The sequence below is a fragment of the Mesorhizobium sp. AR02 genome (genome assembly GCF_024746835.1).
Classification (GTDB): Bacteria; Pseudomonadota; Alphaproteobacteria; order Rhizobiales; family Rhizobiaceae; genus Mesorhizobium.
On the sequence record NZ_CP080531.1, the window covers coordinates 1,839,302 to 1,854,686 of the forward strand.

The 15,385-nt window shown below is 64.1% G+C and carries 17 protein-coding genes; 9 read left to right on the forward strand and 8 right to left on the reverse strand.

What is annotated here, in order from left to right; translation table 11 throughout:
* Nucleotides 1-34: 34 nt before the first annotated feature.
* Nucleotides 35-505 (forward strand): VOC family protein, encoded by a 471-nt coding sequence (locus tag DBIPINDM_RS13145; RefSeq protein ID WP_258587657.1) that lies wholly within the window; start codon nucleotides 35-37, stop codon nucleotides 503-505.
* Between the two features lie 51 nt (nucleotides 506-556).
* Here DBIPINDM_RS13145 and DBIPINDM_RS13150 read toward each other — a convergent pair whose 3' ends face one another.
* The 3 genes from DBIPINDM_RS13150 to DBIPINDM_RS13160 all read right to left on the reverse strand — a co-directional run bounded on the left by DBIPINDM_RS13150 (nucleotide 557) and on the right by DBIPINDM_RS13160 (nucleotide 3,772).
* Nucleotides 557-2,149: a peptide chain release factor 3 gene (locus DBIPINDM_RS13150; RefSeq protein WP_258587658.1), complete on the reverse strand. Its 1,593-nt coding sequence runs from the start codon at nucleotides 2,147-2,149 to the stop codon at nucleotides 557-559.
* A gap of 100 nt (nucleotides 2,150-2,249) precedes the next feature.
* Complete coding sequence (locus DBIPINDM_RS13155) at nucleotides 2,250-3,179, reverse strand: haloalkane dehalogenase (protein WP_258587659.1); 930 nt, start codon at nucleotides 3,177-3,179, stop codon at nucleotides 2,250-2,252.
* Nucleotides 3,176-3,772 (reverse strand): TetR/AcrR family transcriptional regulator, encoded by a 597-nt coding sequence (locus DBIPINDM_RS13160; protein WP_258587660.1) that lies wholly within the window; start codon nucleotides 3,770-3,772, stop codon nucleotides 3,176-3,178. The genes DBIPINDM_RS13155 and DBIPINDM_RS13160 overlap by 4 nt, the downstream gene beginning before the upstream one ends.
* 126 nt (nucleotides 3,773-3,898) lie before the next feature.
* Between DBIPINDM_RS13160 and DBIPINDM_RS13165 the strand changes: the two genes are divergently transcribed.
* On the forward strand, nucleotides 3,899-4,972 hold the full coding sequence (locus DBIPINDM_RS13165; RefSeq protein WP_258587661.1) for an NAD(P)/FAD-dependent oxidoreductase: 1,074 nt from the start codon (nucleotides 3,899-3,901) through the stop codon (nucleotides 4,970-4,972).
* Here the strand turns inward: DBIPINDM_RS13165 and DBIPINDM_RS13170 are convergent.
* From DBIPINDM_RS13170 to DBIPINDM_RS13180, 3 genes are all read right to left on the reverse strand, one after another.
* On the reverse strand, nucleotides 4,966-6,339 hold the full coding sequence (locus DBIPINDM_RS13170; RefSeq protein ID WP_258587662.1) for an amidase: 1,374 nt from the start codon (nucleotides 6,337-6,339) through the stop codon (nucleotides 4,966-4,968). The two genes, DBIPINDM_RS13165 and DBIPINDM_RS13170, sit on opposite strands and share 7 nt — an antisense overlap.
* Before the next feature lie 160 nt (nucleotides 6,340-6,499).
* Nucleotides 6,500-7,297: a class II glutamine amidotransferase gene (locus DBIPINDM_RS13175; RefSeq protein ID WP_258587663.1), complete on the reverse strand. Its 798-nt coding sequence runs from the start codon at nucleotides 7,295-7,297 to the stop codon at nucleotides 6,500-6,502.
* Between the two features lie 15 nt (nucleotides 7,298-7,312).
* Entirely contained in the window at nucleotides 7,313-7,561 is a 249-nt protein-coding gene (locus DBIPINDM_RS13180) for a DUF6356 family protein (RefSeq protein ID WP_258587664.1), read from the reverse strand.
* 113 nt (nucleotides 7,562-7,674) lie between these two features.
* Between DBIPINDM_RS13180 and DBIPINDM_RS13185 the strand changes: the two genes are divergently transcribed.
* From DBIPINDM_RS13185 to DBIPINDM_RS13205, 5 genes are all read left to right on the forward strand, one after another.
* Nucleotides 7,675-8,145, forward strand: a complete 471-nt coding sequence (locus DBIPINDM_RS13185) for an Lrp/AsnC family transcriptional regulator (protein ID WP_258587665.1) — start codon at nucleotides 7,675-7,677, stop codon at nucleotides 8,143-8,145.
* A gap of 78 nt (nucleotides 8,146-8,223) precedes the next feature.
* Complete coding sequence (dut, locus tag DBIPINDM_RS13190) at nucleotides 8,224-8,709, forward strand: dUTP diphosphatase (RefSeq protein ID WP_258587666.1); 486 nt, start codon at nucleotides 8,224-8,226, stop codon at nucleotides 8,707-8,709.
* Nucleotides 8,709-9,368, forward strand: coding sequence for an HAD family hydrolase (locus tag DBIPINDM_RS13195; protein ID WP_258587667.1), 660 nt, complete (start codon nucleotides 8,709-8,711; stop codon nucleotides 9,366-9,368). The genes dut and DBIPINDM_RS13195 overlap by 1 nt, the downstream gene beginning before the upstream one ends.
* A gap of 70 nt (nucleotides 9,369-9,438) precedes the next feature.
* Nucleotides 9,439-10,290 carry a hypothetical protein gene (locus DBIPINDM_RS13200; RefSeq protein WP_258587668.1) on the forward strand — a complete coding sequence of 284 codons (852 nt, stop codon included), beginning with the start codon at nucleotides 9,439-9,441 and terminating at the stop codon, nucleotides 10,288-10,290.
* A gap of 72 nt (nucleotides 10,291-10,362) precedes the next feature.
* Nucleotides 10,363-11,166, forward strand: coding sequence for an isocitrate lyase/PEP mutase family protein (locus DBIPINDM_RS13205; protein ID WP_258587669.1), 804 nt, complete (start codon nucleotides 10,363-10,365; stop codon nucleotides 11,164-11,166).
* A gap of 6 nt (nucleotides 11,167-11,172) precedes the next feature.
* On the opposite strand, the gene DBIPINDM_RS13210 is transcribed toward DBIPINDM_RS13205, so the two are convergent.
* Together DBIPINDM_RS13210 and DBIPINDM_RS13215 are read right to left on the reverse strand one after the other, a co-directional pair.
* Nucleotides 11,173-11,871, reverse strand: a complete 699-nt coding sequence (locus DBIPINDM_RS13210) for a sulfate transporter family protein (RefSeq protein WP_258587670.1) — start codon at nucleotides 11,869-11,871, stop codon at nucleotides 11,173-11,175.
* Nucleotides 11,872-11,961: 90 nt separating this feature from the next.
* Nucleotides 11,962-12,879, reverse strand: coding sequence for a DMT family transporter (locus DBIPINDM_RS13215; RefSeq protein ID WP_258587671.1), 918 nt, complete (start codon nucleotides 12,877-12,879; stop codon nucleotides 11,962-11,964).
* 248 nt (nucleotides 12,880-13,127) lie between these two features.
* Between DBIPINDM_RS13215 and DBIPINDM_RS13220 the strand changes: the two genes are divergently transcribed.
* A complete protein-coding gene (locus DBIPINDM_RS13220) occupies nucleotides 13,128-14,120 on the forward strand; it encodes an adenosine kinase (protein ID WP_258587672.1) in 993 nt (330 codons plus the stop codon).
* Nucleotides 14,121-14,603: 483 nt separating this feature from the next.
* Nucleotides 14,604-15,296, forward strand: coding sequence for an MbcA/ParS/Xre antitoxin family protein (locus DBIPINDM_RS13225; RefSeq protein WP_258587673.1), 693 nt, complete (start codon nucleotides 14,604-14,606; stop codon nucleotides 15,294-15,296).
* Nucleotides 15,297-15,385 lie beyond the last annotated feature (89 nt).

The window sequence follows — 15,385 nt, forward strand, 5'->3', positions numbered from 1 at the left end:
TCCATCACCCCCAAGAGAAAACGAGGAGAGACGCATGCAAAAGATCACCACCTTTCTGTGGTTTGACGGCCAGGCCGAAGAGGCGATGAACCACTATGTTTCGATCTTCAAGAATTCGAAGGTGCTGAGCGTCACGCGCTGGCCCAAGGGCCACGCTCTTGAAGGCAAGGTACTGGTGACCTCGTTCGAGCTCGACGGCGTGCAGTTCCAGGCGCTCAACGGCGGACCGCAATACAAGTTCACCGAGGCCATCTCGCTCTCCATCGACTGCAAGACACAGGAGGAGGTAGACCATTTCTGGACCAGGCTCACGGATGGCGGCGGCGAGCCCGGCCCCTGCGGCTGGTTGAAAGACAAGTTCGGCGTTTCCTGGCAGGTCGTGCCGGAGCAGTTGCCGCGACTGCTCGGGGATGCGGATCGGGCCAAGGCCGGCCGGGTGATGAATGCGATGATGCAAATGAAGAAGATCGAGATCGCCAAGCTCGAAGAGGCGGCCAAAGGGTGAGCACTGCGCGATCTTCCCTTCTCCCACAGTGGGAGAAGGGAAAAACGCCGCCTACGCCGCCTTGTCGCGGACCTGATAGTCCTTGATCGTGGCGAACCGGATCGCCTTCCAGCGTTCCGCCTCGTAGTTCAGCGAGAAAGCGTGCTGGGCCAAAAACACCGGGTCGTTGTCGAGATCCCTGGCGATGTCGCCGCGATGCGCTTCGATGAAGCGAAGCTTCTCGGCCTTGTCGTCGGCCGATATCCAGCGGCAGACGGAAAAGCGCGACATCTCGAACTCGACCGGCAGCGTGTATTCGAAGTTCAGCCGCTCCTTCAACACGTCGAGCTGCAGGGCGCCGACGACGCCGACGATGGCCGGTGAGCCGTCTTCGGGCGAGAACAACTGCACGACACCTTCCTCGGCCATCTGGTGCAGCGCTTCCTTGAGTTTTTTCGCCTTCATCGCGTCGCCGAGGCGCACACGGCGCAGGATTTCCGGGGCGAAGTTCGGCACACCCCTGAAAAGAATCTCCTCGCCCTCGGTCAGCGTGTCGCCGATGCGCAGCGTGCCGTGGTTGGGGATGCCGACGACGTCGCCGGCGAACGCCTCGTCCGCCGTGACGCGGGTGCGGGCAAAGAAGAATTGCGGCGCCGACAGGCTCATCGGCTTGCCTGTGCGCACCAGCTTGGCCTTCATGCCGCGCTCGAGCTTGCCCGAGCAGACGCGGACGAAAGCGATACGGTCGCGGTGGTTGGGATCCATGTTGGCCTGGATCTTGAAGACGAAGGAGGTCATCTTGTCCTCCGTCGCCTCGACCTTGCGGGTGTCGGCCTCCTGCGCGCGCGGCGGCGGCCCGAAGGCGCCGAGCGCCTCGATCAGGTCGCGCACGCCATAATTGCGCAGCGCCGAGCCGAAATGGACCGGCGTCAGGTGACCTTCGCGGAAGGCGTCGATGTCGAGCGGCCGGCAGGCTTCGCGCGCGAGTTCCAGTTCCTGGATGAAGGCCTCGCGCTCGTTTTCCGGCAGCAGCCCGGCGACGCGGTTGGAATCGGGACCGTTGACCGGCGTGCGCTCCTTCTCGTCGTCGCCCTTGCGCACCGCGTTCAGCGCCAGGTGATAGGTGCCGGAAAATGTCCTGCCACGGCCGATCGGCCAGGTAATGGGGGCGGTGTCCAGCGCCAGCTTCTGCTCGATCTCGTCCAAAATCTCGAACGGATCGCGGCTTTCGCGGTCCATCTTGTTGACGAAGGTGATGATTGGGATGTCGCGCAGGCGGCAGACCTCGAACAGTTTCAGCGTGCGCGGTTCGATGCCCTTGGCGGCGTCGATGACCATGACGGCCGAGTCGACCGCCGACAGCGTGCGATAGGTATCGTCGGCGAAATCCTCGTGGCCGGGTGTGTCGAGCAGGTTGAAGACATTGTCCTCATACTCGAAGGTCATCACCGAGGTGACGACCGAAATGCCGCGCTCGCGCTCGATCTTCATCCAGTCGGAGCGGGTCTGGATACGGTCCTTCTTGGCCTTGACCTCGCCGGCAAGCTGGATGGCGCCGCCGAACAGCAGCAGCTTTTCGGTGAGCGTGGTCTTGCCGGCGTCCGGGTGCGCGATGATCGCGAAGGTGCGGCGGCGCGCCACTTCCTCTGGTATTGTTTCGGGCATTCTCTGGGATTTCCGTGTGACAGGCCGGGCTTCTAGCAGCGTACTGCCGGGCTGTCGACCGCTCCGGCAGCGCGGACGCCGCCGGATGCCATGGCCCACCTCAGGCCAACTCGCTCATGCGGTTCGCCCGGACGACCTCCGGAAGCCAGCCGGCAATGGCGCTGCCGATGGCGTCGGCATGGTCTTCCTGCAGATAATGCGCGCCGGGCCCGAGATTGATGAACCGGCAGTTCTTCAGCCCGGCCGCGAATTCCTCTGCGGCCTGCGGCGAAATCAGCGCTCCGGGGTCACCCGCGAAGAGCAGTTTTGGAAAGGTGGAGAGCCGCAGAGCGCGATGATCATGTTGGCTGATGGCGGCGACGTCGGCGGGCTGGCCCTCAATCGGCAATTCCCTGGGCAGGCGCAGCACCGGCTTGCGCGATTGCGGCGTCGGGAACGGCGCCCGGTAAACGGCCATCTCCTCGTCGCTCATTGTGCGCAGCACCGAGGCCGGCAGCACCTTTTCGACGAAGACATTGTCTTCCAGGACCAGCTTTTCGCCGACACCTGGCGTGCGCAGCGCCTTGAGCATTTCACGGGCCTGCGGGCGCTGGTGAAAATCTTCCCAGCGCTCGAAGGGCCGGATGAATTCCATGAAGGCAAGGCCAAGAATGCGTTGCGGCCGCCGCGCTGCCAGATGAAACGCAAGGGCCGTTCCCCAATCCTGCGCGACCACCACCACATCCCTGATGTCGAGCGCGTCGAGGAAGGTGTCGAGATAGCGGACGTGATCGAAGAAGCGATAGTCGATATCGGGCTTGCCGGACTGGCCGTAGCCGATCAGGTCGGGTGCAATGCAGCGGCCAAACGGCGCGACATGCGGGATGATGTTGCGCCAGATATGGGACGAGGTCGGGTTGCCGTGCAGGAACAAAACGGTCGGGCCTGACGTTCCGGCCTCGACATAGGACATGGTGGAATCGAGCACGGCGATCTGCGAGCGCCTCGACACGGCAGCGCCGGCCTGAGGCATGTCGGCTTTCGAACTCATGAGGTCGTCTCCTTTGCGAACACTGTGCTGAAGATGATTTTCTTGAACCGGTCGAGCGGTGCGGGGCTGCGCTCGACCTTCATGCGCAGCATGGCGCCTTGCCAGGACGACAGCAGGAAATCGGCGAGGTCATCGGCCTCGAAGGTCTTAGTGATGTCGCCGGCCGCCTGGCCTTCGGCGATGCAGGCGGCGAATGGCCGGCGCCAGCGCTCGAAGATGGCGACGAGCTGCAAGCGCAATGGCTCGCTGTGCACCGCGGTCTCAAGACTGAGATTGCCGATCATGCAGCCGCGCGCCCAGTCATGCGCTTCAAGCTTCGAGGTGATGACATCGAGATAACGGCGCAGCCTGCCGATGGGCGGCGTGCCGTCCTTCGCCAGCGCTGCCTCGACTAGCCCGCTGACATAGGCGAAGTAGCGGTTCAGCACCTCGCCGGCGAACGCCTCCTTGGAAGCAAAGTGGTTGGTGAAGGAGCCCGGCCGTGCATCGGCGAAGGCAACGATGTCACGCACGCCGGCGGCGGCATAGCCTGAATTCCAGATCGTCTGGAAGCCGGCATTGAGGAGGTTCTCGCGGAGTGATTGTCTAGCCATGGCGAAATAATACGTACGTACGTATTATTGTCAAGTGACACATTTCGCGCAGCCCGATATTGGCAAGGGGGCATAGGAATGGCACTGGAGTGAACATCCCTCAGGGGCATGAGTTGAGGAGCGACCATGGCTGCGGCGAAACAAGTGATCGTCATCGGCGCCGGCATCATCGGCGCCTCTGTTGCCTGGCATCTGACCAAGGCTGGCGCTCAGGTGACGGTCATAGCCGATAGCGCGCCTGGCGGCGTCGCCACGCCGAACTCCTTTGCCTGGATCAACGCCAGCTGGGGTAACCCCGAGATCTATTTCCGGCTGCGCAGCCGCGCGATGGCCGAGTGGAGACGGCTGGCAGATGCGCTGCCTGGGCTGCCGCTCGCCTGGTGCGGCGGGCTGTGCTGGGACCTGCCGGCCGACCGGCTCGAAGCCTACGCGGCCGAACACTCTTCATGGGGCTACGGCATCGAACGCGTTGGCCGCGAGCGGGCGGCGCAAATCGAGCCCAACCTCGTAGAGCCCCCCGATTTCGCTGTTTATGTCGCGGAGGAAGGCGTGGCCGAGCCAGTTGCGACGGCCAAGACCTTGCTGGCGGATGCCGAACGGCATGGCGCGCGGGTCATTGCCAGCACGGTCTCGGCGCTGGCAATCACAAACGGCAGCATTACCGGCGTGGACACGTCGCATGGGCTGATTGCCGCCGATGAGGTGGTGATCGCCGCTGGCGTCGGCGCCCCGGCCATTGCTGCGACGGCCGGCATCAAGCTGCCGATCGAGACGCCGCCGGGTCTGATCGTCCATTCGCGGCCATACAAAAAGCTGCTCAATGGGCTGGTGCACGCCGAGAGTCTGCACATGCGCCAGACCGCCGAGGGCCGCATCATCGCCGGCTCGGATTTCGCCGGCGGCGATCCAGGCGATGACCCTGAAGCGACGGCGCGCGACTTGTTCGCCGTAGCAAAGGCAGCGTTGCGCGGCGCGGCGGGGCTGCAACTCGATTTCCACACCATCGGCTACCGCCCCAATCCGATCGACGGCTTTCCGATCATCGGCCGCGCCGAAGGCATGGACGGCCTCTATATCACCGTCATGCATTCCGGCATCACGCTGGCGCCGGCGGTCGGCCTGTTCGCCACACGGGAAATCCTTGACGGCGGGCGTGATCCGTTGCTGGCACCCTATTGGCTCGGGCGTTTCGCTCAATAGCCCGGCGGACGGCGGAAGCCGCCGGTGAACGCCTCGATCGCCGCCGCAATACCAAGCAGCCGTGATTCCGACCAGCGCTTGCCGACCAGTTGCAGGCCGATCGGCAGACCGTCGCGATCTTCTCCGCACGGCATCGCAAGCGCGGGGTGACCGCTATAGTTGAAGACGGCGCCGTAGGCCGGCAGCATCCAGTAGCTCTGTTCCTTGCCGTCGACCTTGATCGGCGCGCCCGGCTCGCAATGCGGAAAGGCGGTGGTCATGGCGACCGGGCAGAGCAGGGCATCCCAGTCGTTGAAGAACTGGTCCCAGGCGAGAATGGATTTGTCGCGGCGGGCGAGCGCCTCAAACCAGCGCGAGACTGACGTCGGCTGCTCCGGCGGCTCCGGCTGCGCGGCTTCCATCATCATGCCGATCAGCGCGCCGCCCTGGGCGAGATCGTCGTGCAGATCGAGCTTGGGCAGTTTCGCTTCCTCGACGATCGCACCAGCGCCTTGCAACTGCCTTGCCAGATTTTCGACCGCGGCGCTGATGTCGCAGGCCACCGGGAAGCCGGGGAAGGACGGGGCGAAGGCGATGCGCAGTGCCTTGAGGTCGAGCTTCGGCATGGCTTCGACCGGCACCGGCGCGAGATCGGTGTCGCGTCCGTCCGGCCCGGCGATGATCTGATAGATCAACGCCAGATCGTCCACGCTGCGCGCCAGTGGCCCAAGGCAAGACATCAGCCGCACGCTACGCGCAGCGCCGCCCGGGTTAGGGAAAGCGCCGGCCAGCGAGACGCGATGCTCCGTCGGCTTCAACCCATAGACACCGCAGAAGGCTGCCGGCAGGCGGATCGAATCCTGCAAGTCGGTGCCGACATCGAACGGCGTCATCCCGGCCGCGACCGCCGCCGCAGCACCGCCGCTCGAGCCACCGGCAGTGCGCTGGAGATTCCAGGGATTCCCGGTGCGGCCGAACAGCGGGTTGTTCGATTGCCAGTCCGACAACATGGTCGCGACATTGGTCTTGGCCATCAGCACGCCGCCAGCCGCCTTCAGCCGGACGACGACCGGACTGTCGTGGCTGGCGACATAGCCGGCGAAGGGCGGAAAACCGACCGTGGTTTTCATGCCAGCGGTTTCGTGCGTGTCCTTCAGCGTGAAGGGAACGCCGTGCAGCGGTCCGGGTGTGGCGCCGCGCGCAAGTGCCGCGTCAGCCTTCTTGGCTTGGCTGCGAGCCTCTTCCCGGTCGAGCGAGACGACGGCGTTCATCGCCTCGTTGTGGCTGTCGATCTGCGCCAGATGGGCGTCGAGTGCTTCGACGGCGGAGATTTTGCGTTGGGCGATGGCGGTGGCGAGATCGGTTGTCGAGGAGAAGACGAGGTTCATGATCAAGGCTCCGGCTTGGCGGCGCTTGTCCGATCAAGATGGCGGAGAGCGGCGCGACTTCAAGCGGAGTTGAGCATTCGGAGCTTGGCAGTACTTGATCGAAATTGCGCAGACAGTCGGTGAGGGGCGCGCTGGCCCGCGGCGTCGCCGCAATTTGCAATTAGACTGCCAGCGCCAGCTTCGCCGCGGCCGGCGCGAAAGGCCGAATAGCAATGCCGTCCCGGGTCATGGTGACGAAACTCGATGGCGGGATCGCCTGCCAGTCGCCACCCTCGCGATCGAACGGCTCCGAAACGATGCAGCGGCCGCCATTGCGGAAAACCGCGGTGTAGAGCGTCGGCGCGTGGGCATCGGTGGCGTAGCGCACCGCGTGCAGCGCCTGTCCGTCCGAAAACGCGGCGGTGAGCTTCAGCGCCGGTTCGAGACCGGCGCTGCGCGAGGCTTCAAGCACGCGAGCGGTGGCGCGCGACACCGCACCTTGCGGGTCGCCAGCCAATCCCTCGTCGATCATCAGGAGAAAAAACAATTCGGAATCGGTGGTGCCTTCGCGCTGGTCGAAGACGGCGTCGGACAGCGAATTCTCCAGCGCGCGGCGAATCTTTTCGAAGCCGCCGATCTGGCCGTTGTGCATGAACGACCAGCGCCCCGAGATAAACGGATGGCAGTTCATGCGGCTGGTGGCGCCGCCGGTCGAGGCCCGCACATGGGCAAGGAACAGGCCGGATTTGATCTGCCGGCACAGGCTCTTCAGATTGGGATCGGACCAGGCCGGCAGGATATCGCGATAGAGGCCAGGCTCGGGTCGGTCGCCATACCAGGCAAGGCCAAAACCGTCGCCATTGGTCGGCGACTTGGCTTCCTGGGCGCAATGGCTCTGGGCGATCAGCGAGTGGCAGGGCGCGGTCAGAATGTCTTCGAGAAAGACCGCTTCACCGAGATAGGCCGCCCATCGGCACATCGCTTCTGTCGTCCTCTAGGCGCGATCCAGAAGAGCCGCCGGCTCCTTGGTCGCGTGTGTGCCTCTGTTGTGCGTCCGTTCGTAAAGCTCGCGGACGATTCGGCTGGCGGTAGTCTCGAAGAGAAATGGCAAGAAAGCGTGAACAAGCGCGGCGGCGGCCGCCATCAGCAAACGCGAGGAAAACCAGGCGGCGAAGGCCATATGGCCGAAATAGGTCTCGCCAACCTTGGCCGGGTGAGAAGTGAAGATCCTTGCGACCGACATGCTAGTCCCCTTCAGCGCTTGCGTTCCAATATGAGTATCCTGACACGCTTCGCCGGTTCATCGGTCTCAAAATGTCCTTGTGTTTTGCCATTTCATGGGACAAACATCCCAATATGATGCTGGATATCGATGAAATAGACCGAAAACTGCTTGTCGAATTGCAACGCGACGGCACCTTGTCGGTCGACCAGCTGTCGGAACGCGTGGCCTTGTCGCGCAATGCCTGCTGGCGGCGCGTCAAGCGGCTGGAGGAGGATGGCGTCATTACCGGCCGCGTGGCGCTGGTCGATGCCGAAAAGCTCGGGCTTGGCCTGTCGGTGTTCATCCTGATCCGCACGTCCAACCATGATCCGGACTGGCTGCAGAAATTCCGGGCCGCGGTGACCGGCTTTCCCGAGATCACCGGCGTTTACCGCATGTCCGGCGACCTCGACTATGTCTTGCGCGCCCGCGTCGCCGACGTGAAGGCCTATGACCGGCTCTACCAGCGGCTGATCGCCAAGGTGGCGCTGTCCGACGTGTCCGCCTCTTTCGTGATGGAGGAGATCAAGGAGACGACGGTGGTTCCGATGGCCAGGTCATAGTGATGCCCGAAAGAAAGCCGTTGATACCCTTGCGGGCGAATTGACCGAATCGGCAATCGCGCCGATAGGATCGATTTTATGCGCGCTGCCCTCCAAAACTCCTCCGTCATCGGTCCGACTGTCGGCTTCGTCAGATTGCCGCACGCCGAAGGACTACCCCTCCCCGCCTATGAAAGCGCCGGCGCCGCCGGCATGGATCTGCGCGCGGCCGTGCCCGACGACCGGCCGCTGCTGATCCTGCCGGGCAAACGCGCTTTGGTGCCGACCGGGCTGATCCTGGAAATCCCCGAAGGCATGGAAGGCCAGGTGCGGCCACGCTCCGGCCTGGCTTTCAAGCATGGCCTCACCGTCCTCAATTCGCCCGGCACGGTCGACAGCGACTATCGCGGCGAGGTGAAGGTGCTGCTGATCAATCACGGCGACGAGGATTTTGCGGTGACGCGCGGCATGCGCATCGCCCAGATCGTTTTCGCTGTTGTGACGCAGGCGGCCGTCGAAGAGCGTTCGCTGGCCGGCGGCACGGCGCGTGGGTCAGGCGGGTTCGGATCGACTGGCACGGCCTGATGCAAATACCCAAACTTGTTATCTTCGACTGCGACGGCATTCTCGTCGACACTGAGAATTTGGCCAATCGACGCCTTGCCGAATGGCTGAGCGCGGCTGGCTATTCAACGAACTTCGAATATTGCCGCAAGAATTTCTCCGGCCGCAGCATGCTCTCGGTGCAGAAGGAGATCGAGGAGACGACCGAGGTTCGGCTCGGCGCCGATTTTGTCGATCGCTGGAATGCCGGCCTGCCGGACCTGTTTTCCCATGGCGTCGAGGCGATCCCCTATGTGCGGGAGTTCATCGAGGCGATCCGCGCCGCCGGCATTCCCTATTGTGTCGCCACTTCGGCCAGGGTGTCGAAGATGCACATCACGCTCGGCCAGACCGGGCTGTTGCCACTGTTCGAACACGCGATGTTTTCAGCCACCATGGTCGGGCGCGGCAAGCCGTTCCCGGACCTGTTCCTGCACGCGGCCAAGACCATGGGCTTCGCGCCGGCCGATTGCATCGTCATCGAGGACAGCGTCGCTGGCACACAGGCCGGTATTGCCGCCGGCATGCGGGTGTTTTCCTATCATGGCGACCCCTATTCCGACCGCGATGGCCTGATCCAGGCCGGCGGCATCCTGTTCGACGACATGCGCGAACTGGCCGGGCTGGTGCCGATCCACTGATCCGTTCCGGCACGGCTGCACGATGCTGGAACCCGTGCTACCGTGAGTGGCCTGATCCTGGGGGCACTTCATGCCAACGAACCTTTTCCGCGTCCTCGCCTTGATCCTGCTGCCGTTTCTGTGGTCCGCGGCCGGCGCGCAAGCGGTGAGCTTTCCCGAACTCAACAGCACCCTGCCCGGCCACACCGATGTGGCCTATCTCGACCTGGCCAAAATGGTCATTCCCGATCTCACCGCGAACGGGGACGGCTTCTACAAGGGTGGATTGCCGATCGAGATGCGCCACATCGCGGGACCGGATGGCGGCGGTTCGCCGCCCGAGACATCCAGTTTCCCCAATGCCGCTGTGCTGCCCATCAGGGCCGGCGGCAAGGACCGGCTGGCGATGCTGTTCGACCTCGGCGATTCTCCCGACAGCGCCGAGGGCTATGCGGTGCTGGCGCTCTACGACGTCACGGCCAAGCCGAAGCTGCTCGATGCGGCCAATGTCGCGGTAGACCGCAGCACCTATTTCCGCGAACCGAACAAGCTTTCGATCGGCGCCGGCGACGACATGCTCATCACCATGAGCACGCATTTCAATTCGAGCCAGGGCTATGTGATCACGCCGCTGATCATGGTCCGCGACGACAGATTCGAGTTGATCGACATGATCTACACGTTCGACGAAAGGCTTTGCGCCTACAGCCGCAAGCAGGATGTGGCTTTCCAGGCCATCGCGGACGGCCAGCCCTATGCAGCCGTCAAGGTGACGGTGACCGACAGCACCGTGCCGAGCGATGAAAGCTGCGACGACGCGCCGCCCGAGGCGTCGTCGCGCGACATCTCGGTCACATACCACTGGGACAAAAAGACATCGCGCTACGTCGCGGATTCCGACGCACTCGCCAAATTGTCAGCAGAGAACGAGAAACGCTTCTGAACCAGGCGCATTCGTTTGCCCGACCCGAGACAGCGCGATAGCATCCGCCGACACTCGTCATGGGGAGCATTCATGGACAAGGGCAAGATCTTTCGCGACCTGCATGCCTCGACCTTCGTCATGCCAAATCCCTGGGATCCGGGCACGACCAAACTGCTCGGATCCTTCGGTTTCAAGGCGCTGGCGACGACCAGCGCCGGCTTTGCCTTTTCGCGCGGCCTGCCGGACGGCGCCGTGACCTTCGAGCAGATGATCCATCACTGCCGCGAGGTGACGGCGGCGACCGACCTGCCGGTCTCGGCCGATCTCGAGAAAGGCAAGGGCGACAGCGCCGAGCAAGCCGCCGAAACCATCTTCGCGGCGGAGGCGGCCGGCCTTGCCGGCTGCTCGATCGAGGACCACACCGGAGACCCCGACAAGCCGATCTATGATTTTGCGCATGCGGTCGAGCGCGTCGCGGCGGCGGTGGAGGCGGCGCGGGCGCTGAAACGCGATTTCGTCTTCACGGCGCGCGCAGAGAATTTTCTCTGGGGCAAGTCCGACCTCGACGACACGATCAAGCGCCTGCAGGCCTTCGAGAAGGCCGGCGCCGACGTGCTCTATGCGCCGGGCATCGGCAACGTCGAGATGGTGCGCACGCTCTGCTCGGCAGTCGGCAAGCCGGTCAATGTCATGGCGAAGCCTGGCTTCACCATCGCCGATCTCGCAATGGCCGGCGTCAAGCGCATTTCGCTCGGGCCGTGGCTGACCAATTTCGCTTACGGCATGCTGGAGACGGCGGCGCGCGAGATCCAGCAGGACGGCACCTTCGGCTTCACCCGCGCCGCCATGCCGTTCGGCAAATTGCAGGCGCTGTTCGACAAATCTCTGGATTAAAAGGGCTCACCGGCGGCTTTCCCGCGCCGAAACCGCCTTGTGCAGATGCACCGTCATGGCGGCGGCGAAGAGCGGCGTCAGCAAATTGAGCAGCGGCACGGCAAGGAAGGCCGCGATGACCAGCCCGGCGAGAAAGACCGTGCCGGCATATTGCCGGCGCAAGGCCCTGGCTTCGTCCTCCGGGCGAAAGCGCATGGCGGCGAATTCGAAGAACTCGCGGCCGAGCAGATAACCGTTGACGATGAAGAAGGCGGCGATGTTGATGCCCGGCACCAGCAGAAGCATGAGCGCCACGATGTTGCCGAGAATGACGACGCCGAGGAATTTTATCGCCAGTACCAGCGAGCGCAGCGCCGGCATGGCACGTCCGATCGGGTCGCGTGGATAGTCGGTGCGCTCGACCACTTCGGCGACATCGTCGAGGAACAGGCCGGCGATCACCGCCGTGACCGGCGCGACGAGCAGCGCCATGCCGAAGGCAAGCGCTATGGCCGCGATGATGCCGCCCAGCCAGCCGGCCCAGGACGGTATGCCGGGCACCAAGGCCTGGAGCCATGGCAGGGCCAGCCACTCGACAAGGCTGGTCAGGCCGAACCACAAGGCGACCAGCGCCAGCACGGTCAGGCCCAGCGTCTTGATGAACACGGCACGAAACGGCGGCGAGAGCAGCTCGAGGGCCGCGGTGCGGGCAGCGTCGAAAATCACCGTGCTTCAACCCCCAGGTCAGCGGACACCGCCGGAAGGCGGGACGCCCCCGAGATAAGCAGCGCGGGTCGCGAGCACAAGCGCGTATCGCTATCGGGCAAACACTGGCTTTCTAACCGGGATCGTCATGGCCGCAACGCCGACCACGACAAAGGCCATGCCCAGCCATGCCGTTGGCCCCAGGCTTTCGCCGAGGAAGATGGCGCCGATGCCAACGCCGATCGGCACGCGCAGATAGGCCTGCGACGTCGTGCCGACCGAGCCCAGCGTGTGGATGAGGCGGAAATAGATGACGAAGGCCAGCGCCGTCGAGAACACCGACAGGCCGAGCAGGGCCAGGATCGACGCCGTCGATGGCGCGAGCCGCCAGGGCTGGTCGACCACCAGGCTTAGCGGCACCAGCATGACCGCGCCGCAGAGCATCGACCCGGCCGCCGGCAGCATCGGATCGAGGCCCTTGAAGCCACGGCCGAAGATCGCGGCACCGGCATAGCAGATCGTTGCCACGACGATGGCGACCTGCGCCCGCAGTTCGTGACCGAGACCACCCAGCGCCTCGGTGCCGACGATGAGGCAGATGCCGGCTATGCCGGCGCCGACACCGATCAGTTTGCGCACCGTCACCGGCTCATGGCGGGTGATGAGCGCGGTGAAGAGGAAGGTGAAGATCGGCGAAGTTGCGTTGAGGATGGTGGCCAGGCCAGCATCCACCGAGCGCTCGGCAGCGGCGATCAGCGTGAACGGTATGACGCTGTTGAGGCAGGCCTGGAAGGCGAAGCGGCGCCAGGTGGCCGCGTCGCGCGGCATGGCAAGCCCGCGCCAGCGGATGATGGCGAACAGGATGCCGCCGGCGATCAAGGTGCGGGCGGCGATGAAGGTGACCGGCGGGATCGTTTCGACACCGATCTTGATGAAGGTGTAGGAGGCGCCCCACAGCACAGCTAGCACGCCAAGCAACGCCAGGTCGGTTGTGGTATCGTTTTTGGTCGGCCCGTTCTTTGTAGACATGGAGACTGGCTCGCCTTCGAGAAGTGATCGGCAGAGCCAGCTTGTAAGCGACACCCAGACGAAATGTTTCGGCCACGGTCGAATTGTCGTAGCGCCTGGCATGTGGCGCTCCCAGGGTGTGTTGCAATTCAGGTCGGGCCGGCATCAGCTGAATCTCAACATACCCTAGGCAAAGCCGTCGCGAATCGCTAAACCCGCGCCCGGCCAGCGTGGCAAGAAGCCGGCTCGGGTTTTTGGCGGAGACATTGATGCCGGATTATGACGTGCTTTGCATCGGCAATGCCATTGTCGACATCATCGCCCAGTGCGAGGAAGACTTCCTCGAGACCAACGGCATCATCAAGGGCGCGATGAACCTCATCGACACGCAACGCGCCGAACTGCTCTACAGCCGCATGGGCCCGGCGATCGAGGCCTCCGGCGGCAGCGCCGGCAACACGGCGGCCGGCGTCGCCTCCTTCGGCGGACGCGCCGCCTTCTTCGGCAAGGTTTCCAACGATGCGCTGGGCGAAATCTACGCGCATGACATCCATGCGCAAGGCGTCGCCTTCGACACCAAGCCGCTCACCGGCGAGCCGCCGACCGCGCGCTCGATGATCTTCGTCACCCCCGACGGCGAACGCTCGATGAATACCTATCTCGGCGCCTGCGTCGAACTCGGACCGGAAGATGTCGAGGCCGACAAGGCCTCGGGCGCCAAGGTCACCTATTTCGAAGGCTATCTGTGGGATCCGCCGCGCGCCAAGGAGGCGATCCGGCAGACGGCCAGGCTGGCCCACGCGGCAGGCCGCGAAGTCTCCATGACGCTGTCGGATTCGTTCTGCGTCGACCGTTACCGCGACGAATTCCTCGACCTGATGCGCTCGGGCACGGTCGACATCGTCTTTGCCAACAGCCACGAGATCAAATCGCTCTACCAGACCTCGTCCTTCGACGAGGCGCTGGCCAAGATCCGCAAGGACTGCAGAATAGCCGCCGTGACGCGCTCGGAAAAAGGCTCGGTCATCGTGCGCGGCGACGAGACCGTGGTCATCAAGGCGACCGCGATCCGGGAGCTGGTCGACACGACGGGCGCCGGCGACCTCTACGCCGCCGGTTTCCTGCATGGCTACACGCAAGGCCGCGACCTCAAAACCTGCGGCGACCTCGGCTCACTGGCGGCCGGACTGGTGATCCAGCAGATCGGCCCAAGGCCAAGGCAGAATCTGCGCCGCGAGGCGGAACTGGCTGGGTTGTTGTAACAGGCGATCTCCCCCCTCGTGGGGGTTGAGGAGTGGTCCGCGAAGCGGGCGGAAAGCCAATTGCTTGGCTTTCCGAACGACGAACGCCGGCAGGCCAGAGGGGGGCGCTGTCCCGCCGGCATTTCCAATGCTTACTTCATGGCTTCAGGGTGCGACGCCTGCCGAGAGTGCGGGGCACGGCGCAGGCATCGCTACGTAGCGATCCTTCGCGCCCCCCTCTGCCCTTCCGGGCATCTCCCCCACAAGGGGGAGATTGGCAACTTCACCGTCGCGTGATTGTCACATATCGCTCCTACACGAAATCGAGAGCGTCCCGTGACTGACATTTCGGGATGCCCGAGTCAGATGGGGTGTTGAAAGATGCAAGACAGCAAGCTGTCGGGCGGCGCGATCTGTTGCCGCCATGATTTCCGTTTTCCGCACTAGACATTCAGCAATCGGCCGCGGCTGAGGGAGGAGCGCGCGCGGCCGGAAGACAGATGCATGAGCAGATTTCAGACTACCGGTCTCGGACAGGACGACTTCGCGGAGATGGTCGCGGAGGACGTCGAACGCGCGCTTGCCCATTATGACGAGGCGATCAACCAGTCCACCGTGGTCTCGGTCGGCAAGATCGCCGGCAGCATAGCATCCGCCGTCACCTTGCTGTCGCCAAAGCACCAGCGCGCCATCGACGCCATCCATGCCGATCTTCCCGGCCTTGCCTCGAAATTCGTGCGCGCGCTGGCGGCGGAAGCCGCGCGCCGCAGCGAAGCCGGGACCACAAACCTGCCGACGGCTTTGCTGGCCGATGAGGCGCTTCCTGTATCGCCGCAGCCCGATGACCTCGAATCGATGCTGATCGAGGACTGGGCCGGCCGGGTCGCCGGCTCGACCTATCTGGAAGGGAATTTGCGCATCGCCCGCTCGACCCTGCATCGCTGGCAAAGGCGCGGCGACGTCATCGCTTTGCGCAAGGGCGGCCGCAAACACGTCTTCCCGCTGGCGCAGTTCGTCGACGGCAGGCCGGTGGCGGGCATTAGCGACGTCCAGTCCCTGATCGGCAATCCGAGGCTCGCCTGGCTGTGGCTGACACGCCCGGCGGCGCAACTCGACGGCCGCATTCCGATCGACCTGCTGCGTCAGGACCAGATCGATGAAGTGGTCGAAGCGGCGCGGGTGTTCGCGCCGGGCTAGAGCAGTTCACCGTTTCACGGAAACGGCGAACCGCTCTAACTCTTTGTTTTCACGCAATTCCGGACGGAAAACCGCTTCACACTTTTCCT

What these genes read in the sequence shown, in the direction of transcription:
- DBIPINDM_RS13145 (WP_258587657.1), top strand. Translation starts at nt 35, where the DNA reads ATGCAAAAGATCACCACCTTTCTGTGGTTTGACGGCCAGGCCGAAGAG.
- DBIPINDM_RS13150 (WP_258587658.1), bottom strand. Translation starts at nt 2,149, where the DNA reads ATGCCCGAAACAATACCAGAGGAAGTGGCGCGCCGCCGCACCTTCGCG.
- DBIPINDM_RS13155 (WP_258587659.1), bottom strand. Translation starts at nt 3,179, where the DNA reads ATGAGTTCGAAAGCCGACATGCCTCAGGCCGGCGCTGCCGTGTCGAGG.
- DBIPINDM_RS13160 (WP_258587660.1), bottom strand. Translation starts at nt 3,772, where the DNA reads ATGGCTAGACAATCACTCCGCGAGAACCTCCTCAATGCCGGCTTCCAG.
- DBIPINDM_RS13165 (WP_258587661.1), top strand. Translation starts at nt 3,899, where the DNA reads ATGGCTGCGGCGAAACAAGTGATCGTCATCGGCGCCGGCATCATCGGC.
- DBIPINDM_RS13170 (WP_258587662.1), bottom strand. Translation starts at nt 6,339, where the DNA reads ATGAACCTCGTCTTCTCCTCGACAACCGATCTCGCCACCGCCATCGCC.
- DBIPINDM_RS13175 (WP_258587663.1), bottom strand. Translation starts at nt 7,297, where the DNA reads ATGTGCCGATGGGCGGCCTATCTCGGTGAAGCGGTCTTTCTCGAAGAC.
- DBIPINDM_RS13180 (WP_258587664.1), bottom strand. Translation starts at nt 7,561, where the DNA reads ATGTCGGTCGCAAGGATCTTCACTTCTCACCCGGCCAAGGTTGGCGAG.
- DBIPINDM_RS13185 (WP_258587665.1), top strand. Translation starts at nt 7,675, where the DNA reads ATGATGCTGGATATCGATGAAATAGACCGAAAACTGCTTGTCGAATTG.
- dut (WP_258587666.1), top strand. Translation starts at nt 8,224, where the DNA reads ATGCGCGCTGCCCTCCAAAACTCCTCCGTCATCGGTCCGACTGTCGGC.
- DBIPINDM_RS13195 (WP_258587667.1), top strand. Translation starts at nt 8,709, where the DNA reads ATGCAAATACCCAAACTTGTTATCTTCGACTGCGACGGCATTCTCGTC.
- DBIPINDM_RS13200 (WP_258587668.1), top strand. Translation starts at nt 9,439, where the DNA reads ATGCCAACGAACCTTTTCCGCGTCCTCGCCTTGATCCTGCTGCCGTTT.
- DBIPINDM_RS13205 (WP_258587669.1), top strand. Translation starts at nt 10,363, where the DNA reads ATGGACAAGGGCAAGATCTTTCGCGACCTGCATGCCTCGACCTTCGTC.
- DBIPINDM_RS13215 (WP_258587671.1), bottom strand. Translation starts at nt 12,879, where the DNA reads ATGTCTACAAAGAACGGGCCGACCAAAAACGATACCACAACCGACCTG.
- DBIPINDM_RS13220 (WP_258587672.1), top strand. Translation starts at nt 13,128, where the DNA reads ATGCCGGATTATGACGTGCTTTGCATCGGCAATGCCATTGTCGACATC.
- DBIPINDM_RS13225 (WP_258587673.1), top strand. Translation starts at nt 14,604, where the DNA reads ATGAGCAGATTTCAGACTACCGGTCTCGGACAGGACGACTTCGCGGAG.